Origin of the sequence: Streptomyces longispororuber (genome assembly GCF_024448165.1) — a bacterium.
Taxonomy (GTDB): Bacteria; Actinomycetota; Actinomycetes; order Streptomycetales; family Streptomycetaceae; genus Streptomyces; species Streptomyces longispororuber_A.
This window is the reverse complement of sequence record NZ_JAMOLN010000183.1, coordinates 1-20,888: the sequence shown is the minus strand read 5'-3', so window position 1 is coordinate 20,888 and position 20,888 is coordinate 1. Positions and strand designations below refer to the sequence as shown.

Below are 20,888 nucleotides of genomic sequence, written 5' to 3'. Positions count from 1 at the left end.
ATCCTGCCCGGGGAGCGCGGCGACGGCCAGCGGATCACAGGACGCCCCTGCCCGCCAGGCTGCGCATCAGGCGCCGCAGGCCGTACTCCCACGGGGGTGCCGCCTCGCTCGTCGTGACGGTGTTCACGAGGGTGCCCAGGCGCGGGCTGGAGATGCGGACGACGTCGCCCTCGTGGTGGGTGAATCCCTCGCCCGGGGCGTCCCGGTCCTCGGTGGGCGCGAACAGGGTTCCGGTGAACAGGACGAATCCGTCGGGGTGTTGGTGGTGGTCGCCGTGCACGGCCGCCACCAGGTCGCCGATGTCGCGGCTGATCCGGCGCAGGGAGCTGCTGCCGTGCAGCACGAAGCCGTCCGTGCCCGTCACTTCTAGGCCGATCTCCAGCTCCCGTACGTCGTCCGGGCCGAAGCGGTCGTCGAAGAGGCGCAGGAACGGGCCGAGGGCGCAGGACGCGTTGTTGTCCTTGGCGCGGGGCAGCAGCAGCGCGCTGCGGCCCTCCACGTCACGGAGGTTGACGTCGTTGCCGAGCAGCGCGCCGCGCATCCGGCCGCGGGAGTCCACGGCGAGGACGGCTTCCGGTTCCGGGTTGTTCCACCCCGACGAGGCGAGGACGCCGATCGGTGCGCCGGTGCCCACGGCGGAGAGGACGGGGGCCTTGGTGAACACCTCGGGGTCGGGGCCGATGCCGACCTCCAGGTACTGCGACCACAGGCCGTCGGCCTGGAGGATCTCCTTCGCCTTCGCCGCCTCCGGGGAGCCGGGGCGGACCGCGGTCACCGCGCCGACGGAGGCGGCGAGGCGTTCGCGGGTGCGGGCGGCGAGGGACGGGTCGCCGCCGGTGCGTTCCTCGATGACGCGCTCCATCAGGCTCTCCGCGAAGGTGACGCCGGCGGCCTTGATGACCTGGAGGTCGACGGGGGCCAGCAGGTGGGGCACGTCCCGCCGGCCGGCGTCCGTCGCGGCGAGCAGCTCCGCCAGCGGCCAGCGCCTGCCGCCCTCCGCGGACCGTACGAGACGGTGGGCGTCGTCGCGTTCCAGGAGGTCGGAGACGGTGGGGGCGTGTGCGGTGAGGTCGACGGCGTGTCCGTCGCGGATCGCCACGACGCACGGGCCGTCCCATTCGGGTTCGTGGACCCGGGCGACGAGGAGGGCGGCCGCGGCGTCGTCGGGCAGGACGGCCTCGGGGGTGAGGGGCATGCGGTGCTCCTGGGGTCGGGTCAGTGCGAGTCGCGGGGGACGGCGTGTCCGCGGCACCCGCGCAGGAAGTCGAAGTCGGCGCCCCGGTCGGCGCCTTCGACGTGCTGTGTGTACAGCCAGGCGTAACCGCTGGCGTGCTGCGGCACGGGCGGCTTCCACTCGGCCTTCCGCCGCGCCAACTCGTCGTCTGACACGTTCAGTTGAAGGGTCCGGCCGGGTACGTCGAGGGTGATGGTGTCGCCGTCCCTGACGAGTGCGAGGGGGCCGCCGACGGCGGCCTCGGGGGCGACGTGGAGCACGACCGTGCCGTAGCCGGTGCCGCTCATCCGGCCGTCGCAGACGCGCACGATGTCGGTGACGCCCGCCTTCAGCAGTCTGGTCGGCACCGGCACGTTGGCCACTTCGGGCATGCCGGGGTAGCCCTTGGGTCCCGCGCCGCGGATGACGAGGACCGTGTCGGCGTCGACGTCCAGGTCCGGGTCGTCGCAGACCGCGTGGTACGCCTCCGGGGAGTCGAAGACGCGGGCGGTGCCGGTGTGGGTGAGCAGGTGCGGTGACGCCGCGGACTGCTTGACGACGGCGCCGTCCGGGCAGAGGTTGCCGCGCAGGACGGCGGTGCCGGTACCGGCCGGCTGGAACGGGGCGTCGACGGGGGTGATGACGTCGTCGCCGGTCCGCTCGGCGTCCGCGACGTTCTCCGCGAGGGTGCGGCCGGTCACGGTGAGCTGGTCGCCGCGCAGCAGCCCGGCCCGGACGAGTTCGTGGTGGACGGCCGGGAGCCCGCCCGCGTAGCAGAAGTCCTCCATGAGGTACGTCCCGGACGGCATCAGGTTGAGCAGCGTCGGCACGTCGCGGGCGAGCCGGTCGAAGTCCTCGGCGTCGAGCCGGACGCCGACGCGTCCGGCGAGGGCGGTGAGGTGGATGATCGCGTTGGTGGAGCCGCCGATCGCGGCGTTGGTGCGGACGGCGTTCTCGAACGCCTCGCGGGTGAGGATCCGGGACGGCCGCAGGTCCTCCTCCACCATCGTGACGATGCGGCGGCCCGCGGCCTGCCCCGTCTCGTAGCGGCGCATGTCGACGGCGGGCCAGGTGGCGGAGCCGGGCAGCTGCATGCCGAGGGTCTCGGCCATGCACGCCATGGTGGAGGCGGTGCCCATCGTCATGCAGTGACCGTTCGAGCGGGCCATGCAGCCCTCGGCGAAGAAGCACTCCTCCTCGGTCATCCGCCCGGCCTTCACCTCGGCCTCCATCTGCCACACCGCCGTGCCCGAACCGACGTCGCGGCCCTGGAACTTGCCGTTGAGCATGGGGCCGCCGGTGACCATCACCGCGGGCAGGTCGACGCTCGCGGCGCCCATGAGCATGGCCGGGGTCGTCTTGTCGCAGCCGGAGAGCAGCACCACGCCGTCGAGCGGGTTGGCGCGGATGAGCTCCTCGACCTCCATGGCCATGAGGTTGCGGTACAGCATGGCGGTGGGCCGCATCAGCGTCTCGCCGGTCGCCATCGTCGGGAACTCCAGGGGGAAGCCCCCGGCCTGCCACACGCCGCGCTTCACCGCCTCGGCTACGCGGGTCAAGTGGGCGTTGCAGGGGGCGAGTTCGGAGGCGGAGACGGCGATGCCGATCACCGGGCGGCCGTCGAAGACCTCGGGCCCGAAGCCCTGGTTGCGCATCCACGAGCGGTACACCATGCCGCCGCGGCCCGCGGCGCCGAACCAGGCCTGACTGCGTCGTCCTTCGGACATGCGGGTCACTCCTCCACGTCGGTGACTCCGGGGAGCCATGGGGGACGCAAGCGCGTACGATGCCGGGCAATCATTGAATGATTCGATGAATCCGTCCAGGGGGTGCGCACGGGGCCGTGGAGAGAGTCGTGACGAACGGCGCGGAGATCCCGGGGAGCCGAACGGGCCATCAGCAGATCGTCGACGCGCTGGGCCGCCGCATCGTCGCTGGCGACTTCCCCGTCGGCGAGGCGCTGCCCGTGGAGGACCGGCTCGCGGCCGAACTCGGCGTCAGCCGTGGGGCGTTGCGGGAGGCGGTGAAGGCGCTCGCGGCGAAGGGCATGCTCGCCACCCGCCCGCGCACCGGCACCCGGGTGCTGCCGGCGGACCGCTGGAACCATCTGGACCGGGACGTGCTGGCCTGGCAGCAGGAGTGCGATCCCCGGCAACTGCTGCGCGAGACCGGCGAGTTGCGGCGGATCGTCGAGCCGGAGGCGGCCCGTCTCGCGGCGCGGCACTGTCGGCCGGATCAACTGGACGCGCTCCGGGACGCGTTGGCGGCGATGGAGGAGGCCGAGGCGTGCGGCGACCGGGCGGCCTACGTGGCGGCGGACACCGCGTTCCACCGCACGCTGCTGGCCGCCGGCGGCAACCGGCTCCTCGGCTCCCTGGGCCGGGCCATCGACGTGGCGCTGCGCCACCACTTCGCGATCAGCGCCCAGACGCCCGGCGCCGTCGCCTCCTCGCTGCCCGGGCACCGGGCGGTCCTGGCTGCGGTGGCGGCGGGGCGCGGGGCGGAGGCGGCGGACGCGGTGACCCGGCTGATCACCGCGGCGGCGCGGGAACTCGCCGAGTCGCCGGGGTTTCCCGGGCCGTGACGGAGCGTCTCCCCGGGAGGTGACGGAACGGGGGACCGCCGTGCGCGGCGCGCGACGGCGGTCCCCCGCAGGCCCGTCCGGGCGCGGCCCGGACCGGTCAGGCGCCCTGGACCAGCGCGAGCCCCTCGGCCACGACCCGCCCGTCGTGCAGCACGGTGCGGTCGGCGCCCCGGTCCATGACCGCGCTCGACGGGGTCTCCCCGTCGACGAGCAGCAGGTCGGCGCGGTCGCCGACGGCGAGGCCCGGACGGTCGGTGACGCCGGCCAGGCGCGGCACGTCGTGGCTCATGATCGAGGCGCCGCCCATGCTCGCCACGGCCAGGCACATCTCGATGTGCTCGTCGCGGCGGAAGTTGTTGGTGAAGGCGAGCTGCCAGGTGCGGTCGAGCAGGTCGCAGTTGCCGTACGGGCTCCAGTAGTCGCGCTGGCCGTCCTCGCCGAGGCCCACGCGGACGCCCGCCTCGGTGAGCGCGACCAGGGAGAGCTGGTTCCGGGCGGCGGGGGCGACCGTCGCCATGGCGATGTCGAGCTCCGCGAACTCCTCGACGAGGCGGCGGCTGGTGGACTCGTTCACGGAGCCGAGCTCGTAGGCGTGCGACATCGTGACCTTGCCCTGCATGCCGAGGGCGCGGACCCGCTCCAGGATCAGGTCCGTGGAGAACACGCCGAGTTCCCCGGGCTCGTGGAGGTGGATGTCGACCTCGACGCCGTACTTCTCGGCGAGCCCGAAGACGACGTCCAGGTGGCCCTTGGGGTCGCGGTCCAGGGTGCAGGGGTCGATGCCGCCCATCACGTCGGCGCCCGCCTTGAGCGACGCCTCCAGGTAGTCGGCGGTGCCGGGCTCGCGCAGGATGCCGGCCTGCGGGAACGTCATGATCTGGACGTCGGCGAGGTGCCCGTACTTCTCCTTCGCGGCGACGACGGCCTCGAACTTCTCCAGCTTGCAGTCCACGTCGACCTGCGCGTACGTGCGCACCCGCGTCGTACCGCGCGCGATCATGCGCTCCAGGGTCCCGGCGACCCGCTCGGGCAGCGGGACCTCGGCGTCGCGCCAGTTCTCGCGGTCGTTCATCATCATCGTCCACACGCCGGGCCCGCCGGTGTGCGGGCGGAACGGCAGGCCGACGCGGGTGGAGTCCAGGTGGACGTGGACGTCGCTGAAGGACGGCAGGAGCAGCCGGCCGCGGCCCTCGACGGCGTCGTCCGCGGGCGCCGCGGCCGGGTCGTGCGGGCGGATCGCGGCGATCCGGGTGCCGTCGATGGTCACGTCGCTGCGCTCGCCGCCCCAGGGGCGGACGTCACGGATCAGCATGGGGTGCAACTTCCTTACGTAGGTGGTGTGGTGGGGGGTTCAGTGGGCCGCGAGGGCCCGGTCGGCGAAGTGGCAGGCGGGGGCGCCGTCGTCGGCCGTCCGCGGCACCTCCCCCGCGCACCGCGCCTGTTCGGCCTCGTCGAGGCGCGGGCGCAGCGGGCAGCGGGTGCGGAACACGCAGCCGGAGGGCGGGTTCGCGGGGGTGGGCAGGTCGCCGGTCAGCCGGATCCGGCGGCCGCGGTCCGCCTCGGGGTCGGGCTGCGGGACGGCGGAGAGCAGGGCCCGGGTGTACGGGTGGCGCGGGTCGTCGAAGACGTCCCGGGTGACGCCGCTCTCCATGATCCGGCCGAGGTACATGACGGCGACGCGGTCGGCGAAGTGCCGTACGACGGACAGGTCGTGGGCGATGAAGACGTAGGAGACGCCGGTGTCGGCCTGGATGTCCTGGAGCAGGTTGACGACCTGCGCCTGGACGGACACGTCGAGGGCCGAGACGGGTTCGTCGCAGATGATGAGGCGGGGTTCGAGGGCGAGGGCGCGGGCGATGCCGACGCGCTGCTTCTGGCCGCCGGAGAACTCGTGCGGGAACCGGTTGTAGTGGTCGGGGCGCAGGCCCACCCGGTCCATCAGCTCGCGCACCCGCGTCCGGATGCCGCCGGGCGGGTCGATGCCCTGGGCGTGCAGCGGGGCGGCGATGGCGGCGCCGACGGACTGGCGGGGGTTGAGGGACGAGGACGGGTTCTGGAAGACCATCTGCACCTGGCGGCGGTACTCCTGCGCCTCCGCCCGGTTCATCGACGCGATGTCGCGGCCGTGCAGGCGCACGGTGCCCGAGGTCGGGTCGAGCAGGCGCATCAGGAGTCGTCCGGTGGTGGACTTGCCGCAGCCGGACTCTCCGACGAGGCCGAGGGTCTGTCCGGCGCCGACGGAGAAGCTGACGCCGTCGACGGCCTTGACCGGGGCGCCGCCGCGGCCCAGCAGACCGCCCCGGCCACGGAAGTGCTTGGTCAGCCCCTCGGCTTCGAGGAGCGGGGTCCCGGCGGTGGTGGGCGTCGTCGACGTCATCGTGCGGCCTCCTCGGCGGTGGCGAGCGTCTCCTGGTGGCACCGGGAGGGGTGGTCGGCCGCGTCACCGGTCAGGAACGCGGGGCGCTCGCTGTGGCACCGGCCGTCCGGTACGCGATGGGTCTGCGGGCAGCGGTCCGCGAAGAGGCAGCCCGCGGGCAGCGCGGTGAGCGAGGGCGGGAACCCCGGGATGGGGCGCAGCCGTTCGCCGTCGTCGCCGAGCGTCGGCATCGAGGCGAGCAGTCCCTGGGTGTAGGGGTGGCGGGGGTCGCGGAACAGTTCGCGGACGCTGCCGCGCTCCACGCACTGTCCGCCGTACATGACGGCGACGTGGTGGCAGACCTCGGCGACGACGCCGAGGTCGTGGGTGACGAGGACGACGGCGGTGCCGGTCTCCTGCTGGAGTTCGCCGAGCAGGTCGAGGATCTGCGCCTGGACGGTGACGTCGAGGGCGGTCGTCGGCTCGTCGGCGATGAGGAGTTCGGGTTCGCAGACGAGCGCCATGGCGATCATGGCGCGCTGGCGCATGCCGCCGGAGAACTCGTGCGGGAAGGCGGCGGCGCGCCGCTTCGGGTCAGGGATGCCGACGCGGCCCAGCATGTCGACGGCGACCGCGGTGGCGGCCTTCCTCGACACCTTGTTGTGGACCCGGTACGCCTCGGCGATCTGTGCGCCGACGGAGTGGAAGGGGTGCATCGCGGAGAGCGGGTCCTGGAAGATCATGGCGATCTTCTTGCCGCGCCAGGCCCGCATCCGGTCCTCGGACAGGGAGTTGAGGTCGGTGCCGTCGAGCAGGATCTCGCCGGTGACCTGGGCTCGGGTCTCCTTGAGGAGGCCCATCAGGGCCTGGCTGGTGACGGTCTTGCCGGAGCCGGACTCGCCGACGATGCCGACGGTCTCGCCCCTGGCCAGGGTGAGGTCCATGCCGTTGACGGCGTGCACGAGCCCGTCGTCGGTGGGGAAGGCGACGTGCAGGTCCCTGATCCGCAGCAGCGGCTGGTCGGTGGTGGTGGTCATCAGGCGGCCCTCACTCGCGGGTCGATGACGGCGTAGACGGCGTCGACGACGACATTGGCGACGATGATGAAGAAGGCGGCGAGCAGGGTGATCGCCATGGTCAGCGGCAGGTCGCCGGCCTGTGCGGCGCGTACGGCGGTGAAGCCGACGCCGGGCACGGAGAAGATCTGCTCGGTGAGGACGGCGCCGCCCAGCAGCAGTCCGATGTCGAGGCCGAGCATGGTGACGACGGGGGTGAGTCCGGCGCGGGCGCCGTGCCGGACCACCATCGCGGCCTTCGACAGGCCCTTGGCGCGGGCGGTGCGCATGAAGTCCTCGCCGAGGGTCTCCAGCATGGAACTGCGGGTGACGCGGATGTACTGGGCGCTGAACAGCACCGCCAACGCCACCCACGGCAGGAGGTAGTTGAGGAACCAGCCGTCGAACCCGGCGGGCCCGAACGGCGAGGTGATGGCGTTCGTGGTGAACGGCAGCACGTCGAGGGTCGACACGAAGACCAGCAGCAGGAGCAGGCCCGTGACGGGGATCGGCAGCGAGACGCCGACGGAGGCGGCGCCCACGATCAGCTTGTCGGTGAGCTTGTTGCGGCGCAGCGCGGCGAGGGTGCCGAAGGTGACGCCGACGACCGTCCACAGGACGATGGCGCCGACGGCGACGGACAGGGTGTAGGGCAGGGCGCGCTCCAGAACGGCGGCGACGTCCTCGTTCGTCTGGAAGGACTTGCCGAAGCAGGGCCACTGGCACAGCGATTCGGCGCCGGGCGCGCCGACGGTCCGCCCGTGGAACAGGCCGGACATGTAGGTCAGGTACTGGCTGAGGAACGGCTTGTCCATGCCGAGGGCGACGCGCGCCTCGGCGATCCGCTCCGGTGTGCACTCCTGGCCGCAGGCGGCGGCCGCCGGGTCGGCGGGCCCGAAGTGGAAGAGCGTGAAGGTGACGAAGCTGATGACGGCCAGCAGGACGACGGTGGCGACGAGGCGCCGGGTCAGGAAGGCGATCACGTCAGGTCACCCCTTTCCCGAGTCGGATCCGGAGGCGACGGAGACGGTCGACAGGTCGATGGCGCCGAAGAAGTAGCCGACCTGCGCGTTGCGGACGTCGGAGCCGACGACGCTGCGGGTGACGTTCCTGATCAGCGGGACGAGCGGGTAGTCCTGCATGGCGCGGTCGAAGAGCGTCGACCACTTGCGGCCCAGTTCCTCACTGGTGCCGTTCTCGCCGCGCAGCGCGTACATGGCCCGGGCTATCTCCGGGTCGTGGTAGCGGGGGATGTTGGAGAAGCCGAAGGTCTTCCCGTCGACGCTCGGGCCCAGGTTGGGGTCGATGGTGGTGCGCACCGAGCCGCTGTCGGCGCCGCCGCACCAGCCGCTGCGCGCGATGTCGGGCATGTTCTTGCCGGCGAGCGTCGTGTAGTAGTTCGCGGCGGGGATGGAGCGCAGTTCGAGGTCGATGCCGAGCTGCTTGAGGTTCTGCTGGAGCGAGGTGCCCATGTTCTTGTAGCGAGGCGTGGCGTCGGCGTAGCCGTAGACCAGCTTCTTCGGCACGTCCCGGCCCTTGAGCAGCTTCTTCGCCTCGGCGAGCTTGGGTTGTCCCGCCGGGTCGAGGGCGGTGTGCTGCTGCACGTATCCGCGCTGGTCGGGGTTGATGTACGACTGGGTGAGCTTGCCGAAGCGGGCGCCGCCGTACTGGAGGTGGATGGCCTTGCGGTCGATGGCGAGCGCGATGGCCTTGCGGACCTGCGGGTCCTTGATGGATTCGGTGTTGAGGTCGAGGACGTCCGTGCAGCCGATGAGTCCGGAGGCGGTGCGCCGGGCGACGGCGGGGTCGTCGAGCTTCGCCGCGTCGGATGCCTGGAGGCCGCCCGCGCTGTCGAGGGTGAGGGCGGTGGGGTCGGCGTCGGCGAGGAGCTGCTGGCTGATGGTGGACTGGGCGGTGGAGAGGCTGAAGGTGAAGGTGTCGGGCAGGGCGCTGCGGTTCGGGTCGGTGGCCGGGTCCCAGTGCTCGTTGCGGACGAGCTTCATGGCGCGCCCGCGGTCGTAGGACTTGATCCGGTACGGGCCCGTGGACACCGGGTGGTTGGTGTAGTCGAGCTTGGTGTCCTCGGCGCGCGGCACGGGCGCGGTGTTGGAGCGGGAGGCGAGGGCCGGGAACTCGGCGAACGGCTGCTTCAGCCGGAAGACGATCGTGCGGTCGTCGGGCGTCTCGATGCCCTTGAAGTCGGCGGCCGCGCCCTTGGCGTAGGGGCCCTTGTAGCCGTCGTCGGAGAGGGCGGCGTTCAGTTCCTGCGGTGCCTGGGTGTAGACGTCGCGGGCGTAGGTGCGCTCGACGCCGTACTTGACGTCCTTCGAGGTGATGGGTGAGCCGTCCTCGAACTTCAGGCCCTTCTTCAGGGTGTAGGTCCAGGTCAGTCCGTCCTTGGAGACCTTGCCGAGGTCGGTGGCGAGGTCGGGGACGATGGTGGGCGGCTTGCCCGCCTCCTCCTTCGCCATGGTGAGGGTGCGGTAGTAGAGCTGGCCGACGTTGGCGGTCTGGACGTAGTTGCTGTTGCCCGGGTCGAGGGTCTGGAAGTCGGCGGACATCAGGACGTTGACGTTGCCGCCCCTGGTCGCGTCGCCGTCGCCGACCTTGACGGGTTCGAAGGCGTCGGCGGGGGCGCGGGAGCCCGAGCCGGGCGCGGGCTTGGGACCGCCGCAGGCGGTGAGGGTCAGCCCGGTGGCCACCGTCAGGGCGAGCGCCGCCACGGTGCGTCGATTCACTGCTGCTCCTGGGGTTCGTGGCGATCGTGGACGAGGTCAGCCACGGGAGGACTTGGGGTCGAGGGCGTCGCGGACCGCGTCGCCGAGCAGGTTGAAGGCGAGCACCGTGATCACCAGGGCGCCGGCCGGTACGGCGAGGAACCAGGGGTCGGTCAGGTACCAGTTGCCGGCCTGGGCGGCGTTGAGCATCTGGCCCCAGGACGGGGTGGGGTCCTTGACGCCGACGCCGAGGAAGGAGAGCGCGGCCTCGGCCGTGATGTTCGTGGGGATCATCATCGTGGCGTAGACGAGGACGACGCCCATCACGTTGGGCACGATCTGCTTCAGGATGATCGAGCGGTGCGATGCGCCGTAGGCGCGGGCGGCCTCGACGAACTCCTGCTCGCGGATGGAGAGCACCTGGCCGCGGACGACGCGGGCGAGATACGCCCAGCCGAAGAAGCCGAGGATGATCACCAGTGAGGCGATCGGCAGCAGGCTCCCCTCCCCCAGCGCCGTGTCACCGAGCCGGGACTGGAGGATCGGTGTCAGGGACAGCACGAGCAGCAGGTGCGGGAAGGCGAGGAACAGGTCCATGACCCGGCTGATCACCATGTCGACCTTGCCGCCGAAGTAGCCGGCGGCCGCGCCGAGCACGGTGCCGAGGACGACGGAGACGACGGTCGCGAGCAGCGCGATGACCAGGGAGACCTGGGCGCCGTGCGCCATGCGCGCGAAGATGTCGCGGCCCAGGCCCGGTTCGACGCCCAGCCAGTGGTCGAAGGACGGGTAGCGGTAGTAGGACAACGGCAGGCCGGGCGTGCCGTAGTCGTCCAGGACGTCGGGGCTGGTGCGGGTGGTGTACGGGTCCTGGCCCTCGATGGCGGTGAGCACCGGGGCGAGGGCCGCGAACAGGATCATGAGCACCACCACGGCGAGCGCGGCGAGCGCGATCTTGCTGCGCCGGATGCGCAGCCAGGCGGTGCCGAGCAGGGAGCGGGCGGCGACCGCGGGCGGCGCCGAACCCGGCTCGGGGGAACGGGCGTTGGGCACGCCGCCGCCGTCGGCGCCGGAGGCCGGCCGAGCGGGCAGCACAGGGGAATCCGTCACGTCGCGTGATCCATTCGGCGCTCGGGGGAAGGATGGCCGGACGGTATACCAGGAAAGTGCGGCAGCGATAGAGCTGGCCAACATTTGGTATACCGAAGCATTCAACTAGGGCGGATACCGGGACATTCGGTCGACCGGTGCCCTCCAGCCCCTCAGTCGGACAGTCCACCCTTCCCAGCCTGGTATACCAGCCCGTACGATCACCGACGGACCCGACCGCGAACCCCAGGAGGCACTATGCGCACCCGCTGGCGCGCCCGGCACATCCTCGCCCACCAGGACGGCGGCCACGCGCTGCTGCGGGACGGCGAGGTCGTGTGGGAGGACGACACCGTCGTCTACGTCGGCCCCCGCTACGACGGCGAGGTCGACGAGGAGCGCGATCTCGGCGAGTCCCTGGTGCTGCCGGGCCTCATCGACCTCGACGCGCTCACCGACATCGACCACCTCGTCCTCGACTCGTGGGCGGGCCCGGAGCGGGGCAAGGGCCTGCAGTGGTCCCTGGACTACTTCACCCACCGCCGCCGCGACGTGTTCACCCCCGAGGAGCGGGCGACGGTGCGCACCTACGCGCTGGCCCAGCTCGCCCTGCACGGCATCACCACCTTCATGCCGATCGCCTCCGAGGTGCACAGCGGCTGGGCGGAGCCGTACGACGAGCTGGTCGACATGGCCCGCACCGCACGCCGCATCGGCCTGCGCGGCTATCTCGGCCCCGCCTACCGTTCGGGCGTCAACGTCGTCCTGCCGGACGGCACCCGGGACGTCGCCCTCGACGAGGCGGAGGGCCGGGCGGGCCTGCGCGACGCCGTCCGTTTCCTCGACCACCTCGACGGCCTCGGCGACCCGCTGCTCACCGGCGTCCTGCTCCCCTGCCGGATCGAGACCCTCACCGAGGAACTCCTCGCCGAGACGGGACGGATCGGACGCGAGCGCGACGTCCTGATCCGGCTGCACGCGCTCCAGGGCCTGGCCGAACGCGACATCATCCAGCGCCGCCACGGATTGACACCCCTTCAACTCCTGGACAAGCACGGCCTGTTGAGCCCCAGACTGCTCATCCCGCACACGGTGCTGCTGGACCGGCACCCGTCCGTGCACGGCGAGGACCGCGGCGATCTGGCCCTGCTCGCCCGCAGCGGCATCTCGGTGATCCACTGCCCGCAGACCTCGCTGCGCTACGGCGAGATGCTGCACTCGTTCCGCACGTACCGCGCGGCCGGGGTCAACCTCTGCCTGGGCACCGACTCGTTCCCGCCGGACCTGGTCCGCGGCATGGACGTCGGCGTCCACCTGGCGAAGATCGCCGACGGCCGCTCGGACGCCGCGCCCGCCGAGCACTACCTGGAGGCGGCCACGCTGGGCGGCGCCCGCGCCCTGGGCCGCGACGACCTGGGCCGCATCGCCCCCGGCGCCCAGGCCGACCTGGTCGCCTTCTCGCTCGACGACGTCCGCGACGGGGTCATGGACGACCCGGTGCGCACGTTCCTGCTCAACGGCACGGCACGGCAGGCGACCGACTCGGTGGTGGCGGGCCGTCCGGTCCTGGTCGACCGCGGCCTGCCCGGCATCGATCTGGACGCCCTGCGCCGCGAAGCGCAGCACCTCTTCGAGCGGATGCGGGCGGCCTACAGCGAGCGGGACACCGAACGCCGCGACACCGCCGCGCTGTTCCCGCCGACGTTCCCCGCGTTCCGCGGCGCCGCGACGGACGCACGCGGGTGACGGCCGTCACCGCCGAGGCCGACCTGTCCGGCGCCTCGCAGGCCGAGCGCACCGAGGAGCTGATCAGGACCCGTATCCACTCCGGGGCGTACCAGCCGGATGCACGTCTTCGCGAACGCGAACTGGCGGAGGCGCTCGGGGTCTCGCGCGTCCCGGTGCGCGAGGCCCTGATGCGGCTCGCCGCCGAGGGGCTCGTGGTGCTGGAGCCGCGGCGCGGCGCGCGGGTGCGACGCCTCACGCTCCGCGACGTCGAGGAACTCTTCGACCTGCGGCTGAGTCTGGAAGTGTTCGCCGCGCGGCGGGCCGCCGAGCTCGTCGCGCGCGGCGGCAGCCACGACACGCTGCGCGCGGTGATGGACGAGGCCGAGGCGGCGACCCTGCGCGGGGACGCGGCGGGCATCGCGGCCGCGAACACGGCCTTCCACGCCGCGCTCGTCACGATGACGGGGAACCGGCTGCTCCAGTCCTCCTACCAGCCCTCGCTCGGCCTGATGCACTGGCTGTTCCGGCTCACCGGCACGCAGCAGGGTGCCCAGCAGCACTGCGCGGAGCACCGTCAGATCTGCGCGGCCGTCGGTGCCGGGCGGCCCCGGCTCGCCGAGGCGCTGACGTTCGCCCATATCGACATTCGGCGCGAGCCGGTGATGGAAGGGCTCGCGGAGGTGTTGCCCCCGGGGTGAACCCTGCCCGAAGTCGACCACTTTTGGCATATGCCCCACCGGGGATCCATGCGCCGCCTAGGGTGCCCGCGAGGGCCTGGATCCCGCCCTCGTGTCCCCTGCGGAGGAGAACCCGTGACCACTGTGGAAGTGTCCCTGAAGACCCTGCTGACCGAGGTCGAGGGTGCGCTGGGAGCCGCTGTCGTCGACTACACCAGCGGCATGGCGCTCGGCACCCTGGGCGGCGGAAAGGAACTGGACCTGACCGTCGCCGCGGCAGGCAACACCGATGTGATCCGCTCGAAGATGCGCACCATGGAGCTGCTGGGCATTCAGGACAAGATCGAGGACATCCTGATCACCCTGGGTACCCAGTACCACCTCATCCGTCCCGTGACAGGGAAGAGCGGGAACGGTCTGTTCATCTACCTCGTCATCGACAAGGCCCGGTCGAACCTCGCCATGGCACGCCATCACCTCAAGCGCACCGAGGAATCGCTGGAGGTCTGACCTCCTCCGACTTTCATTTGCCCTCTGCTTGAAGAATTCTTCAAGTCTCCATCTCTGCATCTGCCGAACTCTCGGACTCGATGGCGGGGGGACGGGAAGGATTGGACCCTCGTCCCCTCTCCACAACGCCATCCGAGCCAGGGAAGTGAGCGATCCCGTGCAGGCGCCCCTCTACCAGGTCAAAGCAGAGTTCTTCCGCATGCTCGGACATCCCGTCCGGATCCGTGTCCTGGAACTTCTGCAGAACGGACCAGTGTCCGTACGGGATCTGCTCATCGACATCGACATCGAACCCTCGAACCTCTCCCAGCAGCTCGCCGTGCTGCGCCGCTCCGGCATCGTCGTCTCCACCCGCGAGGGCACCACCGTCACCTACGCCCTCGCCGGTGGCGACGTCGCCGAACTGCTGCGCGCGGCCCGCCGCATCCTCACCGAGCTCCTCGCCGGGCAGACCGCCCTGCTCGCCGCGCTCCAGGACGCCGATCCCGCGGCGCCGACCCCGCACTGACCGCCGTCGCCTCACCGACCGCCGTCGGCTGCCCCCGCACCGGTCCTCGCGACGACCGTGGCCAGCGCCTCGCCGAGCGGCAGCTCGACCCGGCCGGCCGCCCACCGGTCACCGCGCGTCGGGCCCTGGTTGACGATCAGGACCGGGACGCCGGCGTCCGCGGCCCGCCGCACGAAGCGCAGCCCGGACATCACCGTCAGGGACGAGCCGAGCACCAGCAGCGTGTCGGCGCCGTCGACGAGCGCCCGGCACCGGGCGACGCGCTCGGGCGGCACGTTCTCCCCGAAGAAGACCACGTCGGGCTTGAGCACGCCCGTACCGCAGACCGTGCACGGCACCACGTGGAACCCGCGCACCGCCTCCTCGGGCAGTTCCACGTCGCCGTCCGGGTTGACCTGCGCGGTCCTGTGCCGCTCGGCGACCGCCTCGAACTCCGGATTGGCCGCCCGCAGCCGCCGGTCGAGCTCCGCGCGGGCGGACTCGGCACCGCAGTCGAGACAGACGACCCGGTCCAGGCTGCCGTGCAGCTCGACGACGTCCGGCGCACCGGCGGCCTGCTGGAGCCCGTCGACGTTCTGCGTGATGACGCCGGTGACGAGTCCGGCGCGGACCAGCGCGGTCACCGCCCGGTGCCCGCCGTTCGGCCGGGCCATGCCCATGGCGCGCCGGCCCAGCTGACTGCGGGCCCAGTACCGCTGCCGGGCGCTCTCGCCGCCGAGGAACTCCTGGTACGTCATGGGGGTGTGCCGGCGCAGCGAGCCGTGCTCGCCCCGGTAGTCCGGGATCCCCGACTCGGTGGAGAGCCCGGCCCCGCTCAGCACCACGACACCGCCCGCCCGGACGGCCTCGACGACGGGCGTGAGATCGGTCGACGCCGGCGGGAGGTCACCGGCGGGTTCCCAGTTCAGCGTGGGTCTGATCCGCATGTCCGCCAGCCTACGCACCACCGTCCGGATCCCCGCGGTCCGCTTCGGCGTGGCCCGCCTCCCGGCGCCCGCGGCCCGTACATGCGTCCGTGACGGGGTCCTGATCTCTGTCGGATCGGCCCATACGGCTCCCGCTCACGTTCCGGAGAGACTGCCCGTCATGGGCCGGCACGTCACACGGGAGGAACGCACGATGAGCGGGCAGCAGTACGACGAGATCGGTGAGGCCTACGAGGGCTTCAAGTCCCTGCCGCTGGAGCAGTACGTGGTGGTGCCCAGCTTCCTGGGCATGGTCGGGGACGTGCGCGGCCGGTCGGTCCTCGACCTGGCCTGCGGGACCGGCTTCTACAGCAGGGAGCTCGGGCGGCGCGGGGCCACGGACGTGCTCGGCATCGACATCTCCGGCGAAATGGTCGCCGTGGCCCAGCAGTTGGAGCGCGCCGACCCGCTGGGCATCGGCTACGAGGTGGGGGACGTGTCCCGACTGCGGGACCTGGGGCGGCAGTTCGACATCGCGCTGGCGGTCCAGCTGCTCAACTACGCGGAGGACGTCGCCGCCACGGAGCGGATGTGCCGCAGCCTGCACGCGAGTCTGAAGCCGGGCGGCGAGCTCTTCGCGCTCAACCAGTCGCCCGACTTCCGCTTCGACGGCCCGCCGCCGGACCGGTACGGCTTCCGCACCGAACTCACCGGCGACGAGGCGGAGACCGGGCCCCGGGTGCGGACCACGGCGCTGCTCGACCCGCCGGTCTCGTTCGTCGCCAACCTGCCGCGCCGCGAGGTCTACGAGACGTGTCTGCGAGCCGCCGGGTTCAGCGACCTGACCTGGGTCCCGCTGACGGTGTCGGCGGCCGGGCTCGCCGCGTTCGGCGCGGTCCACTGGGCGGACTTCCACGCCAATCCGCCGCTGGAGATGCTGCGCTGTCGCGCCTGACGGCCGGGTGGTTCAGCCGTCCGGGCGGGCGGCGAGGGTCGCGCGGGCCCGGTCGGCCAGGGTGTCGGCGCCGCACGTCTCGGCGAGGTTCAGGGCGCGCCGGGCCTGGGTCCGGTCGCCGGTGGCCTCGGCGAGGTCCTGGCGGGCCAGTGCCTCCTCGTACGCGGACGGGGACGCGGCCAACTCCCGTACGGCGCCGGTGAGCAGGGCGCGGGCCCGGTCCGGCGGGGCGAGGGCGGCGGCCCTGCGCAGCGCCTCGCCGGTCGCGGTGCGGGTGCCGAAGGCATCGGCGCCGCGGCGGGCCCCGGCGACGAGGGCGGCGGCCCGGGCGGGTTCCTCGTCGGCGAGGAGTTCGGCGAGGTCGAACTGCCACGGTGACCAGAGCACGTTCTGCCGGCCGCGGCGGGTCATCGACAGGGCCGTGGCCTCCAGTTCGGCCCTGGCGTCCTTGGTGCGGCCGAGCGCGAGGAGCAGCCGGGCGCGGACGGAGCGGGCGTCGGGCAGGATCAGTGCGTCGGGGTAGGGCGGGCCGAACGCGTAGTCGTCGGCGAGCCGTCGGGCCTGCTCGACGTGGCCGCGGGCCAGCAGGGTGTCGAGGAGGAGGCAGACCGCGTCCCACTGGACGGTGGTGCGTCCGGTGACCCGCTCGGCGAGCCGCAGCCCCTCGCGCAGATAGGACTCCGCCTCGACGAGGCGCCCGCGCCTGCGCTCCACGGCGCCGCAGAGGATGTGCGCGAAGGCCAGGTGGGCGCCGCTCCAGCCGTCGATCTCGAAGGTGCGCAGCGCGTCGCCGAACAGTTCCTCGGCCTCGTCGAGCCGGTCGACGAAGGCGAGCGTGATGCCCAGCAGGGCGGGGATCTCGAAGCCCCACTCGGTGTCGGTCCAGCCGAGTCCGGGCGCGAGGTGGCCGTCGGCGAGGGCGCGGTCGCACAGCTCGACGATCCGCCCGGCGTCCTCGCCGCGCAGCATCGCGTCGAAGGCGCGCAGGGTGAGCAGCGCCCGCTCGGCGTTGTCCGTGCCGGGCAGGGCGTCGGCCAGCAGGGTCAGCTGCTCGGAGCGGACCGACCCGTCGTCCTCCTCGGCGAGGAACGCCTCGTACATGAAGCCGGCGGCGAGCAGTCGCAGCCGCTGGGTGCCCGGCCGGGTGGTGGCCGCGGCGACCGCGACGCAGTGGGCGGCGGCCGCCATCTCGTTGCCGTGGGCGAGGGCCTGGGCGAGCCGCAGGGTGGCCTCGATCCGCAACTGCTCGGTGAGGCCCGGCAGTTCGAGTGCGGTGCGCAGGTGGTGGACGGTGGTCGTCGGGGAGGAGAGCAGACAGGCACAGCCCAGTTCGAACTGGACGTGGGCGCGTTCGTGGGCGTGCGGGGGTTCCTGCAGCGCCCGCTCCAGGCAGCGGCGGGCGGCTTCGGGGGCGCCGACGGCGAGGTGCTCGACGGCTGCCTCGCGCAGCAGCCGGACCGCTTCGTGGTCGTCGTCGGGGTGGGTCTCCAGGAGGTGCCGGGAGATCGCGGCGGGGCCGTGTCCCGAGCGGGCGAGCCGTCGGGCGGCCCGTCCGTGCAGGGCGGTGCGGGTGGTGGGCGGCACGCTGCGGTAGACGGCGGTGCCGACCAGGGGGTGCTGGAAGTCGAGCGGGGCGTGCGGGTCGTCCGGGGCGGTGCCGTCGGCGGCCTCGGCGAGGACCCGGGCCTCGCGCAGCGACCGTACGCGCGGCCGGGCCTGTTCGAGGGTGAGTCCGGCGAGGTCGGCGGCTTCCTGGAGGGTGAAGTCGGTGCCGAGCACGGCGGCGGCCCACGCCAACAGGTGGCATTCCGGGTCGAGTTCGCGCAGCCGGGCCACGAGGCCGCTGCCGCGTGCCGTGCCGGCGAGGTCGCGCAGCACGGGGGCGGACGACTCGGTCGGCGGCAACGCGCGGGCGGAGCACTTGGCGAGGAGTTCGACGGTCTCGTACGGGTTGCCGGCGGTGACGGCCCACACCTCGTGACAGAACACGGCGTCGGCGGGGTCGCCGAGCGCGCCCTGCACGAGGTCGCCGGTGGCCTCGGGGCTGAGGGTCTGCAGGGTGACGTGCAGCCGGGCGGCGCGGGCGAGCCGGCGGAGGTGGGCGGGCGCGGGCGGTCCGTCGGCGAGTTCCTCGGGGCGGTGGGCGACGACGAGCAGGACGGGCAGTTCGGCGAGCCGGTCCGCGCAGGAGGCCAGCCAGGTGAGGCTCTCGCCGTCGGCCCAGTGGGCGTCGTCGGCGACGAGGAGGAGCGGGCGCGGACCGTCCGGGGTGGTCAGCCGGGTGCGGGCCAGCTCGGCGAGCAGGGTGTCCAGGGCGTCCCTGACGCCCTGCGGGTCGGCGGGCCCGGCCGGCGGGGCGGCGAGTCCGAGCGCGGGCCCGGCGACGGTCATCGCCCGCCGGGTGCGCGGTGCGGCGAGGCGCAGGCCGGCGAGCGGGCGGCCGAGCAACTGCCGTACGAGGTGGAAGGGTTGGTGAGTGGTGGACTCGCCGGACCTGGCGGTGCGCACGGTGCAGGTGGCGTGCGCCGCGGCCTCGACGTGGGCGAGCAGCGCGGTCTTGCCGACGCCCGCCTCCCCTCGGTAGACGATCACTCCGCCGGTGTGCCGCGGCCCGCGGAGGGCGTCCAGCGCCCTGGTCGCGGCGGCCGTCTCCACCTCGCGCTCGAACAGCCGGGGTGTCGAGGGTGTGGCCGTCATTCCTGCCCCATCGGATACGTCGCCGTGTACCGGCCACGCACATGCGGACGGCATGCGCGGGTGGTCTGTGCGGCCTTAGACGCTAGTACCGGAGTTCGGGGTGCGGGAGAGGTTCGGGGCAGTTCCCCCGAGGGGGTGCGTCCGCTTCCGCCGGGTCCTGCCCCGTCGGGGCAGGACCCGGTACCGGTCAGCGTGCGGTGCCGGCCCTGCGGACGTGCAGCACGCTGCCGTCGAGCGGCAGGGGCTGGTGGGACACGAGGGTGAGTCCCGCGTCGTCGAACAGCCGGGCGTAGTGCTCGGCGGTGCGTTCGCGGCCCCCGACGTTGCACATCATGTGCAGGTCCCAGGCGGTGGCCAGGGAGGCGCTGCCGTCGGCGGGCAGCAGCCGTTCCACGACGAGCAGGTCGGCGTCGGCGGTCATGGCCCGGGCGCAGTGCCCGAGGATCTCCCGGCACCGTTCGTCGTCCCAGTCGTGCAGCACCCGGGAGAGGACGTAGACCCCGGCGCCGGCGGGCACGTCGGCGAAGTCGCCGGTCCGCAGGGTGCAGCGCGGGCCGTGCCCGGCGGCGTCGAGCGCGGCCCCGGCGGCCTCGACGACGTGCGGGCGCTCCAGCAGGGTGCCGTGCAGATCGGGGTGTGCGTCGAGGATCCGGCCGAGGAGTTCGCCGGTGCCGCCCGCGACGTCGACGACGGTGGCGCCGGGGGTCGCGGCGGCGGCCACCAGGACCGGGTGGTGCGGCACCGGGTCGAACATCCGGGAGCCTGCGGCCATGGACCGGTCGAAGAGGTCGGCGAGGTGCGGGTCGCGGGCGAAGTGCTCGAAGTGGTTCTCGCCGAAGATGTGCTCGAAGCCGACCTGGCCGGTGCGCACGGTGTGGGCGAGCGCGGCGAACGACTGGTAGAACGGTCCGCCGTAGAGCAGCGCGAGCGGACGCATCGATTCTGCACCGCCGGTCCGCAGCAGCAGGCCCGGTCCGGCGAGCCGGTACCCGCCGCCGGCCGCGTCGGGCGTCACCACGCCGACCATGGCGAGGTACCGGAGCAGTACGCCCAGGTTCTCGGCGTCGGCGCCGGTCCCGGCCGCGAGTTCGGCCGGGTCGTACGCCTTGTCCGGGTCCATCACGTCGGCCACCCGCAGCTGGGCGAACGCGGCCAGGGCCTGGGTGGTCCAGGCGCCGGTCAGCAGGCGCAGCAGGGCCTCGGCGGGCTGCCGGACGCGGTGCTCCTCCAGGTGGGCCGCGAGCAGGGCGCGATGGTCGCCGGGGACGTACAGCTCGACGCGGCGGCAGGGCGCCGGGGCGTCGTCGGCCGTGGCGAAGTAGAAGACCGTGCCGTCCTCGTGCGGGTTGTAGCCGCCGCCGTCGGGCACCGCGCCGTGCCGCCCGAACGCGGCGCACAGGCCGCGCAGGACGAGCGGGTCCGGGTCGGCGACCTCGAAGGCGACGTGGGCCTCGTGCTGGTGGCGGCGTTCGTGCGCGGCGATGTCCGTCAGGCCGGAGCCGTCCGGCACGGTCAGCGCGAACACCTCCACGGTGCGCTGTCCGCCGTCGCGGCCGGTGACGGCGGGCCGCAGGATGCCGACGTCCAGGTCCGCGAGCGCGCGCCGGTGGCGGCGGGCGAGGCGTTCGCGCACCACGACGCTGGGCCGGGTCTCCCCGGCGCGCAGGCCCGCGTCGGCCAGCGTGGCGTGCAGGGCCCGCTCGTCGGCGGGGAAGAGCAGGAGCGCGGCGTGGGCGAAGCGGCACCGCTCCACCAGTGTGCGCAGCTCGGGGCCGGTGAGGCCGGGCAGCAGCAGCGGCAGCAGACTGCCGCTGTCCTGCTCCCTGACGAAGTCGACGGTCGCGCGCAGACGGGCGGTGTCTTCCGACAGCGTCGTGATCATGCTTGAGGGGTC

General features: G+C 72.9%; 17 protein-coding genes. 6 read left to right on the top strand and 11 right to left on the bottom strand.

Features of this window, described 5'->3' with window-relative positions:
- Window positions 1–34 precede the first annotated feature (34 nt).
- Together M4J07_RS36745 and M4J07_RS36740 are read right to left on the bottom strand one after the other, a co-directional pair.
- Window positions 35–1,195: a fumarylacetoacetate hydrolase family protein gene (locus tag M4J07_RS36745; protein WP_255979430.1), complete on the bottom strand. Its 1,161-nt coding sequence runs from the start codon at window positions 1,193–1,195 to the stop codon at window positions 35–37.
- A 20-nt stretch (window positions 1,196–1,215) separates the two neighbouring features.
- The gene (locus M4J07_RS36740) at window positions 1,216–2,940 is read right to left on the bottom strand and encodes an IlvD/Edd family dehydratase (RefSeq protein ID WP_255979428.1); all 1,725 of its coding nucleotides are present in this window, start codon (window positions 2,938–2,940) and stop codon (window positions 1,216–1,218) included.
- A 128-nt stretch (window positions 2,941–3,068) separates the two neighbouring features.
- Between M4J07_RS36740 and M4J07_RS36735 the strand changes: the two genes are divergently transcribed.
- Window positions 3,069–3,797, top strand: a complete 729-nt coding sequence (locus M4J07_RS36735; protein ID WP_255979426.1) for a FadR/GntR family transcriptional regulator — start codon at window positions 3,069–3,071, stop codon at window positions 3,795–3,797.
- A 97-nt stretch (window positions 3,798–3,894) separates the two neighbouring features.
- On the opposite strand, the gene M4J07_RS36730 is transcribed toward M4J07_RS36735, so the two are convergent.
- From M4J07_RS36730 to M4J07_RS36705, 6 genes are read right to left on the bottom strand one after another with little or no spacing between them, the layout of a single operon-like run.
- Window positions 3,895–5,109, bottom strand: coding sequence for an amidohydrolase (locus tag M4J07_RS36730; RefSeq protein WP_255979424.1), 1,215 nt, complete (start codon window positions 5,107–5,109; stop codon window positions 3,895–3,897).
- Window positions 5,110–5,148: 39 nt separating this feature from the next.
- The gene (locus M4J07_RS36725) at window positions 5,149–6,174 is read right to left on the bottom strand and encodes an ABC transporter ATP-binding protein (RefSeq protein WP_255979422.1); all 1,026 of its coding nucleotides are present in this window, start codon (window positions 6,172–6,174) and stop codon (window positions 5,149–5,151) included.
- Window positions 6,171–7,190 carry an ABC transporter ATP-binding protein gene (locus M4J07_RS36720; protein ID WP_255979420.1) on the bottom strand — a complete coding sequence of 340 codons (1,020 nt, stop codon included), beginning with the start codon at window positions 7,188–7,190 and terminating at the stop codon, window positions 6,171–6,173. Before M4J07_RS36720 ends, M4J07_RS36725 begins: the two co-directional genes overlap by 4 nt.
- Window positions 7,190–8,191, bottom strand: a complete 1,002-nt coding sequence (locus M4J07_RS36715; protein ID WP_255979418.1) for an ABC transporter permease — start codon at window positions 8,189–8,191, stop codon at window positions 7,190–7,192. Before M4J07_RS36715 ends, M4J07_RS36720 begins: the two co-directional genes overlap by 1 nt.
- A 6-nt stretch (window positions 8,192–8,197) precedes the next feature.
- On the bottom strand, window positions 8,198–9,946 hold the full coding sequence (locus M4J07_RS36710; protein ID WP_255979416.1) for an ABC transporter substrate-binding protein: 1,749 nt from the start codon (window positions 9,944–9,946) through the stop codon (window positions 8,198–8,200).
- 36 nt (window positions 9,947–9,982) lie between these two features.
- On the bottom strand, window positions 9,983–11,020 hold the full coding sequence (locus tag M4J07_RS36705; RefSeq protein WP_374215154.1) for an ABC transporter permease: 1,038 nt from the start codon (window positions 11,018–11,020) through the stop codon (window positions 9,983–9,985).
- Window positions 11,021–11,272: 252 nt separating this feature from the next.
- Here M4J07_RS36705 and M4J07_RS36700 point away from each other — a divergent pair, with 252 nt between their 5' ends.
- From M4J07_RS36700 to M4J07_RS36685, 4 genes are all read left to right on the top strand, one after another.
- Window positions 11,273–12,760, top strand: a complete 1,488-nt coding sequence (locus M4J07_RS36700) for a chlorohydrolase family protein (RefSeq protein ID WP_255979412.1) — start codon at window positions 11,273–11,275, stop codon at window positions 12,758–12,760.
- Entirely contained in the window at window positions 12,757–13,440 is a 684-nt protein-coding gene (locus M4J07_RS36695) for a GntR family transcriptional regulator (RefSeq protein ID WP_255979410.1), read from the top strand. Before M4J07_RS36700 ends, M4J07_RS36695 begins: the two co-directional genes overlap by 4 nt.
- 114 nt (window positions 13,441–13,554) lie before the next feature.
- Entirely contained in the window at window positions 13,555–13,929 is a 375-nt protein-coding gene (locus M4J07_RS36690; RefSeq protein WP_255979408.1) for a hypothetical protein, read from the top strand.
- A gap of 157 nt (window positions 13,930–14,086) precedes the next feature.
- A complete protein-coding gene (locus M4J07_RS36685) occupies window positions 14,087–14,437 on the top strand; it encodes an ArsR/SmtB family transcription factor (RefSeq protein WP_255979434.1) in 351 nt (116 codons plus the stop codon).
- Between the two features lie 11 nt (window positions 14,438–14,448).
- Here M4J07_RS36685 and M4J07_RS36680 read toward each other — a convergent pair whose 3' ends face one another.
- Entirely contained in the window at window positions 14,449–15,363 is a 915-nt protein-coding gene (locus M4J07_RS36680; RefSeq protein ID WP_255979406.1) for an NAD-dependent protein deacetylase, read from the bottom strand.
- 193 nt (window positions 15,364–15,556) lie between these two features.
- Between M4J07_RS36680 and M4J07_RS36675 the strand changes: the two genes are divergently transcribed.
- Window positions 15,557–16,297: a class I SAM-dependent methyltransferase gene (locus tag M4J07_RS36675; RefSeq protein ID WP_255979404.1), complete on the top strand. Its 741-nt coding sequence runs from the start codon at window positions 15,557–15,559 to the stop codon at window positions 16,295–16,297.
- 12 nt (window positions 16,298–16,309) lie between these two features.
- Here the strand turns inward: M4J07_RS36675 and M4J07_RS36670 are convergent, their stop codons facing one another.
- Entirely contained in the window at window positions 16,310–18,994 is a 2,685-nt protein-coding gene (locus M4J07_RS36670; protein WP_255979402.1) for an ATP-binding protein, read from the bottom strand.
- Between the two features lie 187 nt (window positions 18,995–19,181).
- On the bottom strand, window positions 19,182–20,876 hold the full coding sequence (locus M4J07_RS36665) for a methyltransferase (protein ID WP_255979432.1): 1,695 nt from the start codon (window positions 20,874–20,876) through the stop codon (window positions 19,182–19,184).
- Window positions 20,877–20,888 lie beyond the last annotated feature (12 nt).